A 15,891-nucleotide genomic window follows, 5' to 3' on the forward strand; every position below is an offset into this window, starting at 1 on the left:
TTGAATAATTAGTTATTTAAGTCGTTGCAATTTTTTGCTGTAATCTGTTTTTTTAGACTACTACAGTAATTTTATAAATTGCCTTGCAAAGACGTTAAAAATATAATCCCTAAACAGCATTACCTGTTCTAGGTTCATTGGGTATGATCTCAGCTTTAGCTGAATTTATTTCAAAATCTATCAAATTTGGAACTTAATTCAGTTTTAGCACCCCTTTATGAGAACGCTGCAAAATTAAGTGCTAAAAGTTTCTTATGAAATATAAAATTGATTTTTTTTCAAAGTATATTTCTTTAAAAAAAACAAAAATTAAATTAGCTTTCATTTCGCATATGGTGTATTATATACTGCAATAGAGCACATTCTTGCTATAAGAAAACAATAAATTTGTAACTCAATATAAAAGTGTTCTTTTGTTTTTTTAAGAAAAACACTTTTTTCTAATACATATCAACTAATGAGAATATCACAGAAAATAGGGTTATTAATTTGTATTCTAACTCTAAGTTTACCCTTAAATGCACAAGAAAAAGAAAGCGGATTAGATAAGTTTGTAGAATACTTTACATTTTATCCAAACAAAGATAAAGTTGCAAAAGATTCTACTTTGTATTTATCAAAAATTATTACAGCTCCTATTTTAAGTTACTCACCAGAAACGAGTTTAGGTTTTGGAGTTGGTGCAAAATATTTATTTAAGTTTAAAGGAAGTGGAGAAGAAACTAGAACTTCTAATATGCCAGTTTCTTTGTTATATACGCTTAAAAATCAGTTTTTTGTGTATTCTGGATTCGAAATTTTTACAAATCAGGAAAAATGGGTAATATCAGGTAATATAATTTTTCAAAATTACCCAAGATTATATTATGGAATTGGTCAAAATTCACCAGAAACAGACGAAGAAAATTACGATAATTATCAATTTTTATTCGAACCTATTTTATTAAAACAGGCATTTACACGTTATCTGTTTTTAGGTGGTGGTGTGCGTTATAATAAAATTTATAAAACTAAAATAGAATCAAATAAATTATTAGCTACTAATCAGCCTTCAGGTTTTGATGGTTCTACTTCTGTCGGTTTTGAGTTAGCAGCTTTGTATGATAGTAGAGATAATATTTTAAATGCCTCTAAAGGTTGGTATTTAGAATTAACCAGAGGTTTTTATGGAACGGCTTTAGGAGGTACTCATCAATTTGAGTTAACAAGATTCGATTTAAGACATTATTTAAAAGTGTCTCAAAAAAATGATGATGTTTTGGCTTTTCAAGCTATTGGACATTTTGCAAATGGAGATACACCTTTGTCTGAATTGGCGCTTTTTGGTAACGAAGAAATTATGCGTGGTTATATTGAAGGTAGGTATATTGAGGAAAATTTATTAGCAGCACAAGTTGAGTATAGAAAAACGTTTAAAGATAGCAGATTAGGAATGGTTGCTTTTTTAGGAGCAGGAGACGTGTTTAACAAATCGAAAAATTTAAGTTTAAATGATATAAAATTGAATTATGGAGTAGGTTTGCGTTTTATGTTAGATAAAAAAGAAAAACTAAATATCAGGTTCGATTTTGGTTCAGGTAGTGATACTGATGGAAACTTTTACGTAAATATAGCAGAAGCATTTTAATCGAGTTTTGGCTTTTTACGCAAGTCCTTTTTAAGCGATTTTCGTTTATTCTTTTCAACATTTTTTAAAATTGAAGATCTACTAGGTTTAGTAGGTCTTCTTTTTTTGGGTTTCACCAAGTTGGTTTTTATCAATTGTAAAAAACGTTTTATAGCTAATTCTTTATTTTTATGTTGCGATCGTGTTTCTTCGCAAAAAAGAATCAAGAGGTTTTCTTTGGTAAGTTTAGATGCTAATTTGGTTTTTAGAAGTGTTTTTTCATCTTCGGATAAAGAGAGTGAGTTTTCTAAATCGAAAGTCAATTCTATTTTAGATGATGTTTTATTTACATGTTGCCCACCAGCACCAGAACTTCTGATGGCTTTGAAGTTTAATTCGTTTATTAATTGATGTTGTTTAAGATCATTCAATATTAGCAATAATTTTTATACCTGTAAATTCTGATGAAAACTGAGGAATGTAATTAAAAGAAATACTTCTTTGTTTTTGAGGTAAAATTCCACGCGCTTTCCAGCTACTTTTTACAATAGATCTTCCTATAAGGGTTCCTATAATTCCACCAGCAACCATATCACTAACCCAATGTTCGTGACTTTTTATATCTGATAAAAAAGTAATAGCCATTATACTATAAGGAATCCAATAATTATCAAATTCCATTTGAATTACTTTAGCTAAAGCAAAATAACCAGTTGCATGCATAGAAGGTAAACTAGTTCCTTTTGGGCTACCATATAAATAACCATCTCTGCTATTAAAAAAATCCCAATTATTATTGGTAAATGGTTCTGAAATTACACCATCAATTGGTCTGTTGGGTCTATTTCTACCTAAAATTGTTTTTAAAGACAATTGTGTTATAATTGTAGAATAAGCAATTGCTTTAAGTGAGTTTGCAGCAGCAAATTGCCCTTTTTCATTATTGGTAATTAAAGAACCCAAATATACCCCAATAATTGGATAGGTTAAGTAAGAGTTTTCTCCATTAATCCATACGTTTTTAGAGCTTCTTAAAAATTTAGGAGTAATATTGGGTAAGCTATAATCTATATTTGGTTCTATATTATTATGATAAAACTTAGTAGTAATTTTATCAGTAGCAATTAATCCTAAAATACCTGCTGTATAATAACCTGTTTTTTTCCAATCGTCAGAAAATTCTTTTCCTAAAAAAACAAAATCACTTGGTATTGTGTTAAAGCTTGTTTTAAATACATAACCAGCTGTTTGCAAGTGATTTCTATCAGATGTTTGATTTTGAGAAATTACAGAAATTGAAAAGAAAAATACGAAACAAGTTACTAAGAATTTCATTTTTTGATTTTTTATAGGATTCTTTTTCAGGATTTAAAAGTACAATTATTCAGTCATTAAATCAGAAAATGAATGTAAGTTTTCTTTTTTGCGAATAATTTCGTCAATAGCTTTCGTCGCTTTTTTAAGACGACTTTCTTTATTTCCTTTTAATAAAATGTAGTTACAATTGTGATCTTTTAATGCTTTTTCAAAGGCGTTAAACATTTCTAAACGTTGTTCTGGTCTATCTCTTAAATCATCTTCTTCCCAAGGTGTGTCTATGTAAGTTAAGAGATACAAATCATATTGATTTATTTTAGCTGCTTCATTAAGTTTATCATCAACAAAACCACCATAAAACTCCTGAGAATATACTTTGGTTTCTAACAAATCTGTATCGCAAATTAAAACTTTATCTGCTTTTTTTGCTAGTTTGTTTTCGAGTTTCATTTGTCCAATGGCTATGGGTAATAAGTCATCAGCTTTACAAGTTTTACGTTCATTATTCCACTTGTTTTGTAAATATTCTCTTGCAAATTCAGGAGCCCAAACCGTATTGTAATAACGAGCTAAATGTTTAGAAAGTGTTGTTTTTCCTGTAGATTCAGGGCCAAATAAAACAACTTTTACGATGTTAATTGGATGTTGTTTAAGCTTTTCTTCCATGCTAAATAACCTTGTATTGCAAGTATTGTGAAAATTAAATATTGCAAAGATAACATTCCTAAACCTCTGTATGCGTAAAGTGGTACAGTTATTAAATCAGCAAAAATCCAAAGCGTCCAGTTTTCTATTTTTTTGGTTGCCATAAACCACATTGCAGTAAAGAAAATACCTGATGTAAAAATATCTATATAATTTTCAGTTTTTATTTCGTAATCAAAATTGACATAGACAGCATAAGTAACTATCATCGTTAAAATAACTAAAACAAGACCTATTATTTTTTCTTTAGATGTAGTTCTAGTTATAGGTACTATAACTTTATCATTTTTAGTTCTAGACCAGTTCCACCAACCATAAATACTCATTACAGAATAATAGAAATTCATCATCATATCTCCAAAATACTCAGCTTTGTAAAGCAAGTAAACAGAAATTACAGTGGCAACTAAACCTGTAGGATACACTAAAATGTTTTCTTTTTTAGCAAACCAAACACTGGCAATACCAAATAAAAAAACAAGGGCTTCTAAAACTATAGAAAATGTAGGTGTATTTTTATAAGCATTTAAAAAGAAATCAAAAATTTCTGACATTATGTTTTTGGGTTTTTGTAAATCAAAAGTAAGAAGTTATTTTTTGGATTTACCAATCTTAGGAACTTTGTGGCTCAAAACTTTACAACTTATTTTAATACGCAAACACACAAGTAAAGCCTTCAAACTCTAAAAATTTTACAGTATAAGCATAGGTTTCTCCATTAAAACGGATTTCACCAGTGGTTTTTTCATCAGCAAATTTAAAATCAGCAACATAAATATCACGTAAAAAAAGTAGTTTTTTCTTTCCGTAAATTTTGTACAAACTTTCTTTGGCTCCCCAAACAATGGTTAGTTTACTAATTAAAGCATCAGCATTTGCAATGGTTTTATACTCTTCAATTGGTGTAAATTTATGAGCTATTTTTAAAATTTTATCACGTTGTTTTTCAATATCAATTCCAACTTCTGTTTGTGTAGAATAAATAATAGCTGTAAAATTAAAAGAGTGTGTAATCGAAATAAAACGTCCTTTATCTAAATGTGGTTTTCCAAATTCATCATAAATTAAATCAGCATCAGTTAAATTAATTTCTTTTAACAAATGCCTTATAGATAAAAATCCTTTTTGATGTAAATCAGATTTCATCGAATTAAATCTAATAAGATTCTTTTCGGTTAAAGAAATTCCAGCTTTTAATTCATCAATAGATTCTTCGATTTTCCAGATAAAAACTTTCGTTTCTGGGCTGATAGTTAATGTTTTGTAAAGAGCCATATATTTTAAATTCTATGTCGTAACTTTGCAGTCGCAAAAAACAGACAATAAATATACATAATATGAGCACAAAAACAGCTTACGTACCATTTAAAGTTAAAGATATTTCTTTAGCAGATTGGGGTAGAAAAGAAATTGAATTGGCAGAAGCAGAAATGCCAGGATTAATGAGTTTAAGAGAAGAGTATGGAGATTCTCAACCTTTAAAGGGAGCTAGAATTGCAGGTTGTTTGCACATGACAATTCAAACCGCTGTTTTAATTGAAACTTTACAAGCTTTAGGGGCAGAAGTTACTTGGAGTTCTTGTAATATTTTCTCTACTCAAGACCAAGCTGCTGCTGCAATTGCTGCAACAGGAACACCAGTTTATGCTTGGAAAGGGATGAACGAAGTAGAATTCGATTGGTGTATAGAGCAAACCTTATTTTTTGGTGAAGATAAAAAGCCATTAAATATGATTTTAGATGATGGTGGAGATTTAACTAATATGGTTTTAGATAAATATCCAGAATTAGCTGCAGGTATTAATGGTTTATCAGAAGAAACAACAACAGGAGTTCACAGACTTTACGAAAGAGTAAAAAACGGAACGTTACCAATGCCAGCAATCAATATTAATGATTCTGTAACAAAATCTAAATTTGATAATAAATATGGTTGTAAAGAATCTGCAGTAGATGCAATTCGTAGAGCAACAGATATTATGTTAGCAGGTAAAAGAGTTGTAGTTTGTGGTTATGGAGATGTTGGTAAAGGTACAGCTGCTTCTTTTAAAGGTGCAGGTTCTATTGTAACTGTTACAGAAATCGACCCAATTTGTGCTTTACAAGCAGCTATGGATGGTTTTGAGGTAAAACGTTTAGAAACTGTGATGGGTAATGCAGATATTATTATTACAACAACAGGAAATAAAGATATTGTAACTGGTAAACATTTTTCTGCTTTAAAAGACAAAACAATTGTTTGTAATATAGGACATTTTGATAACGAATTAGATATTGCTTGGTTAAACGAAAATCATGGTGATTCTAAAGTAGAAATCAAACCTCAAGTAGATAAATATACAATTGATGGTAATGATATTATTATTTTAGCAGAAGGACGTTTGGTAAATTTAGGATGTGCAACTGGTCATCCAAGTTTTGTAATGTCTAACTCATTTACAAACCAAACTTTGGCTCAAATGGAACTTTGGAATAATGCAGATGCTTACGGAAACGAAGTGTATATGTTACCAAAACATTTAGATGAAAAAGTAGCAAAATTACACCTAGAAAAAATAGGAGTAGAGCTAACAGAATTACGTAATGACCAAGCAGAATATATTGGTGTTACTGTAGAGGGGCCATATAAACCTGAGCATTATCGTTACTAAACTTTAGCTTTTAGTCGTTGGTAATTAGTGACTAATTCAATGAAATCTGTCATTCCCAACTTGATTGGGAATCCAAATAACTGCAAAAATCCTTTTAATTGAACTGAATGTATTTCAGTTTCATTGAAAGGGTTTTCTTTTTTCAAGTCAACTAGAAACGATTGTTGCAATCTCTTACATCGAAATCACGTTAATTATTTATCAACATACTTAATTAATTATATAATATCAAGAGTTAATTGTTAGGGAAAATTTAATGACAATAATCAAAGAAGTGCATCAGTAATATTAGTAATTCTGATATAGAAGTTGACAAGTTGAAAATTGAAGTATAATAGTTAATTTATAATCTACATTTTCTATTTAACATATCATTTCTAGATGGGTTATACCCATTGTTAGTTGCCCAAGCAAAACCATTCTCTAAACTAACAACTGAGAATAAATTATTTAAACCACAAAAATCCGTAAGATTACTATTAAAATTTATTGATATTTTACCATATCTGAACTTGTAATTTTCTAGAGGATTTAAATCAAGTAGTTTAGGATTTGTACTTATTATTATATCATGCCTAACATTATAATTTTCATTAAAATTGACATTTTGAATTCCAGTTAAATAGACGAGGTTGTCATTTCGAGCAATTGATATGTTATTTAATTTAGTAAGTGATTCTAGCCCTTCTAGCGAAGTAATGTTTTCATTATCAGTAATACTAACTGAACCAGCTTCTTCTAAACTATCAAAACCAATTAAATTTATAGGGTTGTTTTCTACTATAACAAAATCGGATACAGTTTTTAAATTATGTAAGCCTCTGTAATTTTCTAATAAAGTAAGTCCAATTATGTATAAAGAACTTAATGTTTTTATATTCTCTAACCCCTTGAGTTGTCTTAGTTTTTCGTTATTTTCAATCTTAAGAAATCTAACATTAGATAAACTTTTTAGTTCTAATGTCTTAAGGTTTGGATTTAAGTTTATATGAACATTAAATTTTACAGTTTCAAGGTTTTGAAGTCCCTCAACACTTTCTAAAGAATTATTAGAAGTTACAAAAACATCATATAAAGATTTTATTTTAATAAACCCATCTAGGTTTTTCAATAAAGGGTTATTAGTTATGGTTAAAATTAAATTCTCGTTGGTAGTTGTTAACTTTTGTAAACTGTTTATATTGTCGAGTTTAGTTTTATTAATTATTAACCTATCACCTTGAATTCGAATTAAATCAGATAATTTAGATATGTCTGTAATATCATTATCACTAACATTATTAGGGAAATTTCCAATTATTAAATCACCAGTAATTACGTTATAGCATCGTTTAGCGAATTCATTAACTTCATCTTGTGATTGCAAATGTACATCACCATCAAAAATTTTCTCTTCAGTAGTAAAAGAAAAAGTCTTAGTTAATGTTTTTTCATCAGGATTTATAGCGATAATTTTTCCATTATAATTGGTTAACCCCTTTAGTTCACCAAAAGTGAAATTGAGATGATTTGTTTTTTCAGCAACTAAAGAATCATTTAAAAAAACATTGTAAAGGATTTCTCTATTAATTGTATCTGTTGATTTTGTCCAATTAACACCAGAATAAATAGGATTTTTAGAATTTATTGAGATATTAAAATCAGACGGATAAGGAAAAGTAAAGGTTCTTAATGAAAAAACAGCTTTTGTCTGATTTCCTAATGAATCATTAGCAACAACTTCTCCTGAATAAAATGAATTCTCATTTAGGTTAGTGATTGTGTAGTTTCTACTGTAATAAATAGAGTCTTTTATCAATCTATTTTCAAGAAGAACATTATAATAAACTTTATCATTTTCTGGATCTATTGACTCAGTCCATTTAATTCTAGCTGTAGAAAAGTTTAAATTTTCTGTTTCAACTTCAAAACTAGTGGGAGATTCGTTAAATATATTTTCATTTTCACAACTTAGAACAACAGAAAATATAGTTATATATAGAAGTACTTTTAAATTTTTCACAATTAAAATTTATTTTTGTTCAAAATTACAAAAATGCAACCCACCAAAAAAATAGGATTACTTCTAGGACCATTATTATTTTTCATCATTCACTTTTTACCAATAACCTTGGTGTCCCAAAAAGGAGATGCAGTTATTGGAGTAGCTGTTTGGATGGTTGTTTGGTGGATTACAGAAACCGTAAATATTGCAGTTACAGCTTTATTGCCACTAATCCTTTTTCCACTTTTAAAAGTCATGCCAATTGCAGATGTTGGCGCAAATTATGGAAGTCCAATTATCTTTTTATTCTTTGGTGGTTTTATTTTGGCTTTGGCTTTAGAAAAAGTAAACCTACATAGAAGAATTGCATTAACCATCGTAAAATTAACAGGCACAACTCCAGAAAAAGTAGTGTTAGGTTTTATGTTAGCAACTGCTTTTATGAGCATGTGGATTAGCAATACAGCAAGTACAGTAGTTATGTTACCAATAGCAATATCAGTAATAAAATTGTTAATAGATGATAAAGATGGTTTTACTAAAGGCGATAAAAACTTTGCATTAAGTATTATGTTAGGAATCGCTTTTGCTGCAAATGCAGGTGGAATAGCAACAGTTATTGGTACACCTCCAAACTCGGTTTTAATTGGTTTATTAGAGAATCAATATAACATTCAAATCTCATTTTTAACCTGGATGAGTTTTGGTTTGCCTTTTTCTGTCTTAATGATAACTGCAGTTTATTTTGTTCTTGTAAAATGGATGTTTCCTTGTAAAGGAATTGTGTTTACATCATCAGCAAATTTAATTCATCACGAATTAGAGAAACTAGGTAAAATTTCATCCGAAGAAAAAAGAGTATTGGTCATTTTTGCAATCACCGTTTTTTTATGGATTTCAAGAACCTTAATTAATAGTGTTTTTCCAGGTTTAAAGTTGTCTGATACAATTATTAGTTTAATTGGTGCAGTTGCTTTATTTGCAATTCCTTTAAGCTTTAAAAAAGACAATTTCATATTAGAATGGAAAGATACTAGCAAATTGGCTTGGGGTATTTTACTGCTTTTTGGTGGTGGTTTGGCATTAGCAAAAGGAATGGCTTCTAGTGGTTTAGTTGCTCTAATTACAGATACAATTGCTTCTGGCGAGTTTAATGTTTTATTTACTGTTTCTTTGTTGATTGTTTTAATGCTTTTTATGACGGAATTAATGAGTAATGTGGCTTTGGTAGCTGTTTTAGCACCCATTGTTGCAGGTATTGCAATTGGGTTAAATATTCCTATTTTAAATTTGTTAATTCCTGTAACTATGGCAAGTAGTTGTGCCTTTATGTTGCCAATGGCAACTCCACCAAATGCAATTGTTTTTGCAAGTGGTTATGTAAAAGTAAATCAAATGGTTAGGGCAGGAGTAATTTTAAATGTTATTGCAGTTTGCTTATTGATTTTATATTATCAATTTGTAATTCCTCTTTTCTTTTGATAATTTTAAGTTGATGTATCATTAAAATCATCAATCTGAGCCTGTTTAAAATTTAAACAAGCACAGATTAATAAAGGATTATTTATCAGCTAAAAACTCAACTGAGTTTTTTTTTGATGTATTTACATCATTTTTAGAAATAGAAAAATTAGATTTTACTTTTATGATTATCGGATAAAATAATCCGATTGCAGATAAACATCCGCCTAAAAATAAGATGTTATTAATGTTTGTAAACGTATTGCCAGCTGTTAAAATTCCTAAAATAAGAATTACAGAAATGGGCAAAGAGAGTGCTAAAATTGATAAAGCAAAATTAGTATCGAATGTTTTTTCTGGTGTGTTTTCTTTTTCCTCTTTATTATTTACTGCAGAAATATGAGCAAAAGGCCAAAAACTAGCAGAACTTAAGGAAAAAGCAATCATTACCAAAATGTCTTTTTGTATTGTAATATCAGCAAAGAAAATGATGCCAGCAATTAAAAAGAGTGTAAAACCTGCTCTTAAAAGTAATAAAGAAAACAATTGAAAAAATTGTTGCTTTTTAAATTTTACAGCCAAACCTATAAAAAGAAGCACTAAAGGCGTCATAATATAACTTAATCTAGTTAATGTACTTGATAAAAAGTTCGGAATTTTATCTAAAGTAATGCCAAAGGAAACTAGTATTAATGCGACTATTATAAATAAATTTACAGGTTCGTATAACAATGTTTTTGCTAGAGATTTTAGTTTTGTTTTAAGCGAGTTAGCTTCAAAATCTGCATTTTTATAGTGCCATTTTAAGGCTACTAAATACAGCAGAAAGAGTACAAAAAATTTGTTTCCTAAATCAGCCATTGCAGCTTTTGCTAAAGATCCATCACCTAAAAACTCTAAAATAAATGGAAAACAAGACAAACCTGGTGCTAAAGATGATATTAATAACCTTGCACTTCTTCCTTTATCAGAATTCATTTTAATGCCAATTAGCGAGAGTAAAATAGGCGTAATTGCAAACAGAATAATGTTTAAACCTAATGCCAATACAGGAAAAAGGATTAGGTTACCATCAATTTTTACTTTTAAAAGTGCAATAAAAATGGTTGCAGGTAAAGCAATGGTTAGAATTAAACTTTTAATTCCGTTTGTTTCATTACCAACAGAAATCTTCTTTTTTAAAAGAACACCTATAAAGATAAAAAGTAAAAATGAAATGGATTTTTCTAAAGCTCCATCCATAAATTAGGCAAAAATTTCTGTGATTGCTTTGGTAAAGGTTTTCATTTCATCCATAGTACCAATACTAACTCTACACCAATCTTTGTCCCAAAATTTAAAAGCTCTTACAGCAACATTTTTACCATAAATTTCTTTTAAGAATTTTTTTCCTGTTATTGGTATTTCAAAAATAATAAAGTTGGTTTCAGATGGTAAATAAGAATAATTATTTTCTTTTAAATAAGACATTGTGTAATCTCTTGCATCTGCAATTTTAGTTTTACACATATCTAAAAAATCGGTATTTTCTAAACTGGTAGTTGCTGCAGCTATTGATGGACCAGTTATACCCATTCCACCTCTAGTAATTTCAGAAATAATATCTAAAGTTTCTTTTTTACCAATTGCATAGCCAATTCTTAAACCAGCCATTCCATGAATTTTAGAAAAAGTTCTGGCAACAATTACGTTTTTGCCTTCTGCAACTAAAGAATTCATAGAATCTTTAATTCCATTTTTAGACAATTCAATATATGCTTCATCTACAAATACAGGCACTTTTTCAGAAACTCTGCTACAAAATTCTTTTAATTTTTTTGCGTCTGTAATAGAACCAGTTGGGTTATTTGGGTTACAGATATATACTAGTTTGGTATCTTCATCAATACCAGCTTCCATTGCATCTAAATCGTGCTGAGCATCATCTAATAATTTATAAGATTTCCATTTACCACCTACAGATTTAGCAACTACAATTAAAGACATGTAACTTGGGTCTGCACTAACTACATTACCTCCATTTTGAAATAAAACCATAGCCACTTTTTCTAATAAATCAGAAGAGCCAGGTCCCATTAAAATTTGATTTGGGTCAATACCTTCGTTTTTAGCAATTTTAGCTTTTAAATTGGTTAGTGTTTTCCAAGAATATCGATTTCCGTTAAAAACTTCTTTTTGAAAAGCTTCTGCAGATTTTGGTGGTGGCCCATAAGGATTTTCGTTAGCTCTTAAAATAGTTAATGAAGCCTCTTCTTTAATTAAAGGAGGGGTAAACTCATTAAAATAATTGTTAGAATTGTATAAGAAAGTTCGGTTTTCTTTTTGAGCAGTTAATACATTGCTGCTCCAAATTTCGTGTGGTACAAGAGCTAAAGCGCCTAAAGTTAAAGTTCCTTTTTTTAACCAATCGCGTCTGCTAAAGTTTGTTGTTTTCATTAGTTGATGTTTTAAGAATTTACTGGTTTACAATTTATGAAAATCATATTTTTTTAAAGTATAGATATTTTAATATAAATCATAAATATTTAATTTTTATTGAATAATTTCTTGATATTTTAAATATTTACTATTAATAATTTTTTAATTAATTAAGATTTGTAAGTATACTGTAATTACTGTTTTATTGTTTTTAGATATTTAAATTTCTAGTTTTATAGCAAAAATGAAACTTTAAGAGGTATTTCTTGTATACTTACTTATCAATCAATATATTTGGTAAACCAATTTGGTCAACCAATTTTTAATTCCGTATATGAAATCCTATTTTTACTTATCTGTTTTTGTTGTTATTACCCTTTTTACATCTTGTAATAAAGTGGAAAATAACATCTTTGTTTCTAATGTTAATGAATTAGCTGAAGCTTTAAAAAGTGTAAAAGCTGGTGATGATATTGTACTTAAAAATGGTACTTATAAAGATGTTAATATTAAACTTATAGGTGAAGGTACAGAAGAAAATCCTATTACATTGAGTGCAGAAACTCCTGGAAAGGTTTTTATAGAAGGTGAGTCTAGTTTAGAGATTAGTGGAGATTATTTAAAAGTTAATGGTTTGTTTTTTAGAAACGGGCATTCACCAAAAACTAATGTAATTGCTTTTAGAACTTCTAAAAAAGATGTTGCTAATCATAGTACAGTTTCTAATTGTGTAATTTTAGATTTTAATAATTTACAAAGAGATCAAGATAATCTTTGGGTGCAGTTTTATGGTAAACACAACGAATTAAGTAATTGTTATTTGGCAGGTAAAACAAATGGTGGGCCAACAGTTAGAGTAGATTTAAAAGGAAATCAGAGTATTAGAAATTATCATAAAATCGTTAACAATCATTTTGGCCCAAGACCTAGAAAAGGTGGTGCAAGAGGAGAGACCATTCAGTTAGGTAGTAGTTTTACATCAATGTCGCCAAGTAATACAACTATTGCAAATAATTTGTTTGAAGAATGTAATGGAGAGGTAGAAATTATATCAAGCAAAACCAATTTTAATATCATTAAAAATAATGTTTTCTATAAAAGTGAAGGTTCTGTGGTTACAAGACATGGTAATTATGTAACTGTAGATGGTAATTATTTTATTGGTGATGGTGTAAACGATCAATTTGGTGGAATTAGAATTATAAACACTGGTCATTGGGTAATTAACAACCTGTTTTATAAAATAAAAGGTAAGAATTTTAGAAGTCCGATTGCAATTATGAATGGAATTCCAAAATCGCCTTTAAATAGATATAACCAAGTAACAGATGTAGTTGTAGCATACAATACGTTTGTAGATTCAGATTCACCTTTTCAGTTTGGTGTAGGTACAAATATTGCACAAGCTGCTGTTTTGCCAAAATCTGAAATTAGATCTGCAAGACCTTTAAGAACAGAAGTTGTAAATAATGTAATTTATAATTCTAAAGGTGATTCAAACCCAATTATAGAACATGACAAAGCAGATGGTGTAACATTTGCAAGTAATATTATTGATAATAATGGAGTAGAATTTTCAATGAGAAAAGGGTTAGTTACAAAAGAACTTACGTTAAAAGATGTTGGGTCTGATATTTCTGTGCCAACCTCTGGTTTTGGTGATGTAGAACCTTATTCTGGTTTTGATTTCGATAAAATTACTAATGATTTATTAGGTAAAACAAGAGGGAATTCTAATCAAGTAGGTGCTATTTTAAGTGCTGAAAGTGTTAATTTAAATTTGTTAGATAAAACTAAATACGGTACAGACTGGTACTCTAATGAAATTGAAAAGAAAGACCCAGTAACGCATAATGTAGCAAATGTTGATGAATTAGTGACTAAATTAAAGGCTGCAGAAGGTGGTGATATTATCAATTTAAATGATGGAACTTATGCAATTTCAAAATCATTAATTATTGATAAATCAATTACAATTCAATCTAGTAATAAATCTGAAATTTTATATTCTGGTGATGAAAATACACCTGCAATACAATTACAGCCTTATGGAAAACTAGTATTGAAAAACATAAAACTAAAAGGAACAAATACACAATATGCTTTAGCTAGTTTAAAAGAAAATATGTCTAACCATTTTGGTTTAGAGGTTCTCGATTCTGAAATCAGTAACTTTAATTTTGCACTTAAAGTTTTTAAACAGTCATTTTCTGAAGAAATTACTTTTAAGAATACAACTATCTTAAACTGTAAAAACGGATTAGAATTATCCGAAGAAACAAATGATAGAGGTGATTATAATACCGAATTTTTAACCATTGATAATTGTACATTTAATAATGTAAAAGAAAATGTGATCGATTATTATAGAGGTGGTTATGATGAGTCTACAATTGGTGGTAATTTATTGGTAACAAACTCAACATTCACAGATTGTGGAGCATCAGAAAAAAATAGAATTTTGATTAATCACAGAGGAATTGTAAATGTAAAAATCAACAATAATGTATTTAAAAATAATAAAGTAAAATTAGTTGCTTTATTGTGGGGTGCAAAAAACAATACACAATCAAATAACACTGTTACAAATTCTGGAATTATAAAAACAGAAGAGAATTTGAAGCAAAAATTAATGTATTAATTAATTCTTTTAAATAAATAGTAAAATGAAAAAATCAATCTTAATACTTGCTGCTGTAACTGTATTTTTTGCTTGTAAGAACAATTCAAAAACAAATGCAGATAAAATTACTGATTCTAAAGAAGAAACAAAATACCCAAGTGATATTTTACCTTTTTTAGATGAATGGAAAATTCTTTTGGGTGATGGTACTTACCAAGATTCATTAATAAATTATAAAAAAGATGATTTTTTCTATGTAGAACATGATGGAAAAACGGATTGGGTGGTTTATAAAACACCAAATTCTGGTGTAACTTCTAGAACATCTAAAAACACAAGAACAGAATTAGGGCAAAAAGAACATTGGATTCCTGAGGTTGGTGGTAAATTAACAGGTACTTTAAAAGTGCAACACGTTTCTATTTCTGGTGATGCACGAGTTGCAGCTTCTTACTCAGTTGTTGTTGGTCAAATTCATAGTGATGAAGGTCATGAAAATGAACCAATAAAGATTTTTTACAAAAAATTTCCAGGTCATACAAAAGGTTCTGTTTTTTGGAACTACGAAATTAATACAAAAGGAGATAATTCTGGTAGATGGGATTTTTCATCAGCAATTTGGGGTAATGATATGTCTGTAGTTGGTAGTACAACAGATTCTTATCCAGCAGAACCAGAAGATGGTATAGAGTTAGGTGAAGAATTTAGTTACGAGATAAATGTGTACAAAGGGATTATGTATTTAACTTTTACAAGTGAAGGACATAAAACTGTAAAATTCACCAAAAACTTATTAAAATCAGATTTCTCAACAAAAGAAGAAGTGCCACAACAAATTTGGGATTTATATGCTGCAATTGGTAGAGATGGTATTGAAAGAGAGACTGCTTATGCAGGAGAGATTCAGTATTTTAAACAAGGTGCATATAACCAAACTAATGGTAAAAGTCCAGAAGATAATATTGTTTGGTATACAGGTTCAGAAACATATAATGGAGATATTGCAAAGCAATACGCAAACGGATGTTACTCAGAAGTATGGTTTAGAGAAGCTACTGTTGGTGCAAGTACGCAACCTATTCAATAAATAATAACTCAATAATATTATTGATTTCATATTTTATTA

The 15,891-nt window shown here is 29.0% G+C and carries 13 protein-coding genes and 1 riboswitch; of the genes, 5 read left to right on the plus strand and 8 right to left on the minus strand.

The genetic code is table 11. From position 1 onward, the window contains the following. Positions 1 to 89 precede the first annotated feature (89 nt). A riboswitch (TPP riboswitch) is annotated at positions 90 to 225 on the minus strand. 232 nt (positions 226 to 457) lie between these two features. Further along, the gene (locus tag ACJJVK_RS06830; protein ID WP_405564491.1) at positions 458 to 1,627 is read left to right on the plus strand and encodes a BamA/TamA family outer membrane protein; all 1,170 of its coding nucleotides are present in this window, start codon (positions 458 to 460) and stop codon (positions 1,625 to 1,627) included. Here the strand turns inward: ACJJVK_RS06830 and arfB are convergent. The 5 genes from arfB to ACJJVK_RS06855 all read right to left on the minus strand — a co-directional run bounded on the left by arfB (position 1,624) and on the right by ACJJVK_RS06855 (position 4,903). After that, positions 1,624 to 2,037: an alternative ribosome rescue aminoacyl-tRNA hydrolase ArfB gene (gene arfB / locus ACJJVK_RS06835; RefSeq protein WP_405564493.1), complete on the minus strand. Its 414-nt coding sequence runs from the start codon at positions 2,035 to 2,037 to the stop codon at positions 1,624 to 1,626. The genes ACJJVK_RS06830 and arfB overlap by 4 nt on opposite strands. After that, the gene (locus tag ACJJVK_RS06840) at positions 2,030 to 2,941 is read right to left on the minus strand and encodes a phosphatase PAP2 family protein (RefSeq protein ID WP_405564495.1); all 912 of its coding nucleotides are present in this window, start codon (positions 2,939 to 2,941) and stop codon (positions 2,030 to 2,032) included. The genes arfB and ACJJVK_RS06840 overlap by 8 nt, the downstream gene beginning before the upstream one ends. Positions 2,942 to 2,986: 45 nt before the next feature. After that, complete coding sequence (locus tag ACJJVK_RS06845; protein WP_405564496.1) at positions 2,987 to 3,589, minus strand: AAA family ATPase; 603 nt, start codon at positions 3,587 to 3,589, stop codon at positions 2,987 to 2,989. Continuing rightward, positions 3,550 to 4,182, minus strand: a complete 633-nt coding sequence (pnuC, locus tag ACJJVK_RS06850) for a nicotinamide riboside transporter PnuC (protein ID WP_405564498.1) — start codon at positions 4,180 to 4,182, stop codon at positions 3,550 to 3,552. Before pnuC ends, ACJJVK_RS06845 begins: the two co-directional genes overlap by 40 nt. Positions 4,183 to 4,276: 94 nt before the next feature. Next, positions 4,277 to 4,903, minus strand: coding sequence for a 4'-phosphopantetheinyl transferase family protein (locus ACJJVK_RS06855; RefSeq protein ID WP_405564500.1), 627 nt, complete (start codon positions 4,901 to 4,903; stop codon positions 4,277 to 4,279). A 62-nt stretch (positions 4,904 to 4,965) separates the two neighbouring features. On the opposite strand from ACJJVK_RS06855, the gene ahcY reads away from it, so the two are divergent. Then, complete coding sequence (gene ahcY / locus ACJJVK_RS06860) at positions 4,966 to 6,279, plus strand: adenosylhomocysteinase (RefSeq protein ID WP_215994135.1); 1,314 nt, start codon at positions 4,966 to 4,968, stop codon at positions 6,277 to 6,279. A 343-nt stretch (positions 6,280 to 6,622) separates the two neighbouring features. Here ahcY and ACJJVK_RS06865 read toward each other — a convergent pair whose 3' ends face one another. Continuing rightward, positions 6,623 to 8,281: a hypothetical protein gene (locus tag ACJJVK_RS06865; RefSeq protein WP_405564503.1), complete on the minus strand. Its 1,659-nt coding sequence runs from the start codon at positions 8,279 to 8,281 to the stop codon at positions 6,623 to 6,625. A gap of 33 nt (positions 8,282 to 8,314) precedes the next feature. Between ACJJVK_RS06865 and ACJJVK_RS06870 the strand changes: the two genes are divergently transcribed. Then, positions 8,315 to 9,745, plus strand: coding sequence for a DASS family sodium-coupled anion symporter (locus ACJJVK_RS06870; protein ID WP_215994137.1), 1,431 nt, complete (start codon positions 8,315 to 8,317; stop codon positions 9,743 to 9,745). Positions 9,746 to 9,823: 78 nt separating this feature from the next. Here ACJJVK_RS06870 and ACJJVK_RS06875 read toward each other — a convergent pair whose 3' ends face one another. After that, positions 9,824 to 10,966, minus strand: a complete 1,143-nt coding sequence (locus ACJJVK_RS06875) for a permease (protein ID WP_405564506.1) — start codon at positions 10,964 to 10,966, stop codon at positions 9,824 to 9,826. 3 nt (positions 10,967 to 10,969) lie between these two features. After that, the gene (locus ACJJVK_RS06880; protein ID WP_405564508.1) at positions 10,970 to 12,160 is read right to left on the minus strand and encodes a pyridoxal phosphate-dependent aminotransferase; all 1,191 of its coding nucleotides are present in this window, start codon (positions 12,158 to 12,160) and stop codon (positions 10,970 to 10,972) included. 316 nt (positions 12,161 to 12,476) lie between these two features. Here ACJJVK_RS06880 and ACJJVK_RS06885 point away from each other — a divergent pair, with 316 nt between their 5' ends. Then, complete coding sequence (locus ACJJVK_RS06885) at positions 12,477 to 14,783, plus strand: chondroitinase-B domain-containing protein (protein ID WP_405564510.1); 2,307 nt, start codon at positions 12,477 to 12,479, stop codon at positions 14,781 to 14,783. Between the two features lie 25 nt (positions 14,784 to 14,808). Beyond that, positions 14,809 to 15,852, plus strand: coding sequence for a polysaccharide lyase family 7 protein (locus ACJJVK_RS06890; RefSeq protein ID WP_405564513.1), 1,044 nt, complete (start codon positions 14,809 to 14,811; stop codon positions 15,850 to 15,852). The last annotated feature ends 39 nt before the right edge of the window (positions 15,853 to 15,891 follow it).

The sequence above is a fragment of the Polaribacter sp. Asnod6-C07 genome (assembly GCF_045063625.1).
In the GTDB taxonomy this organism is placed as follows: domain Bacteria; phylum Bacteroidota; class Bacteroidia; order Flavobacteriales; family Flavobacteriaceae; genus Polaribacter; species Polaribacter vadi_A.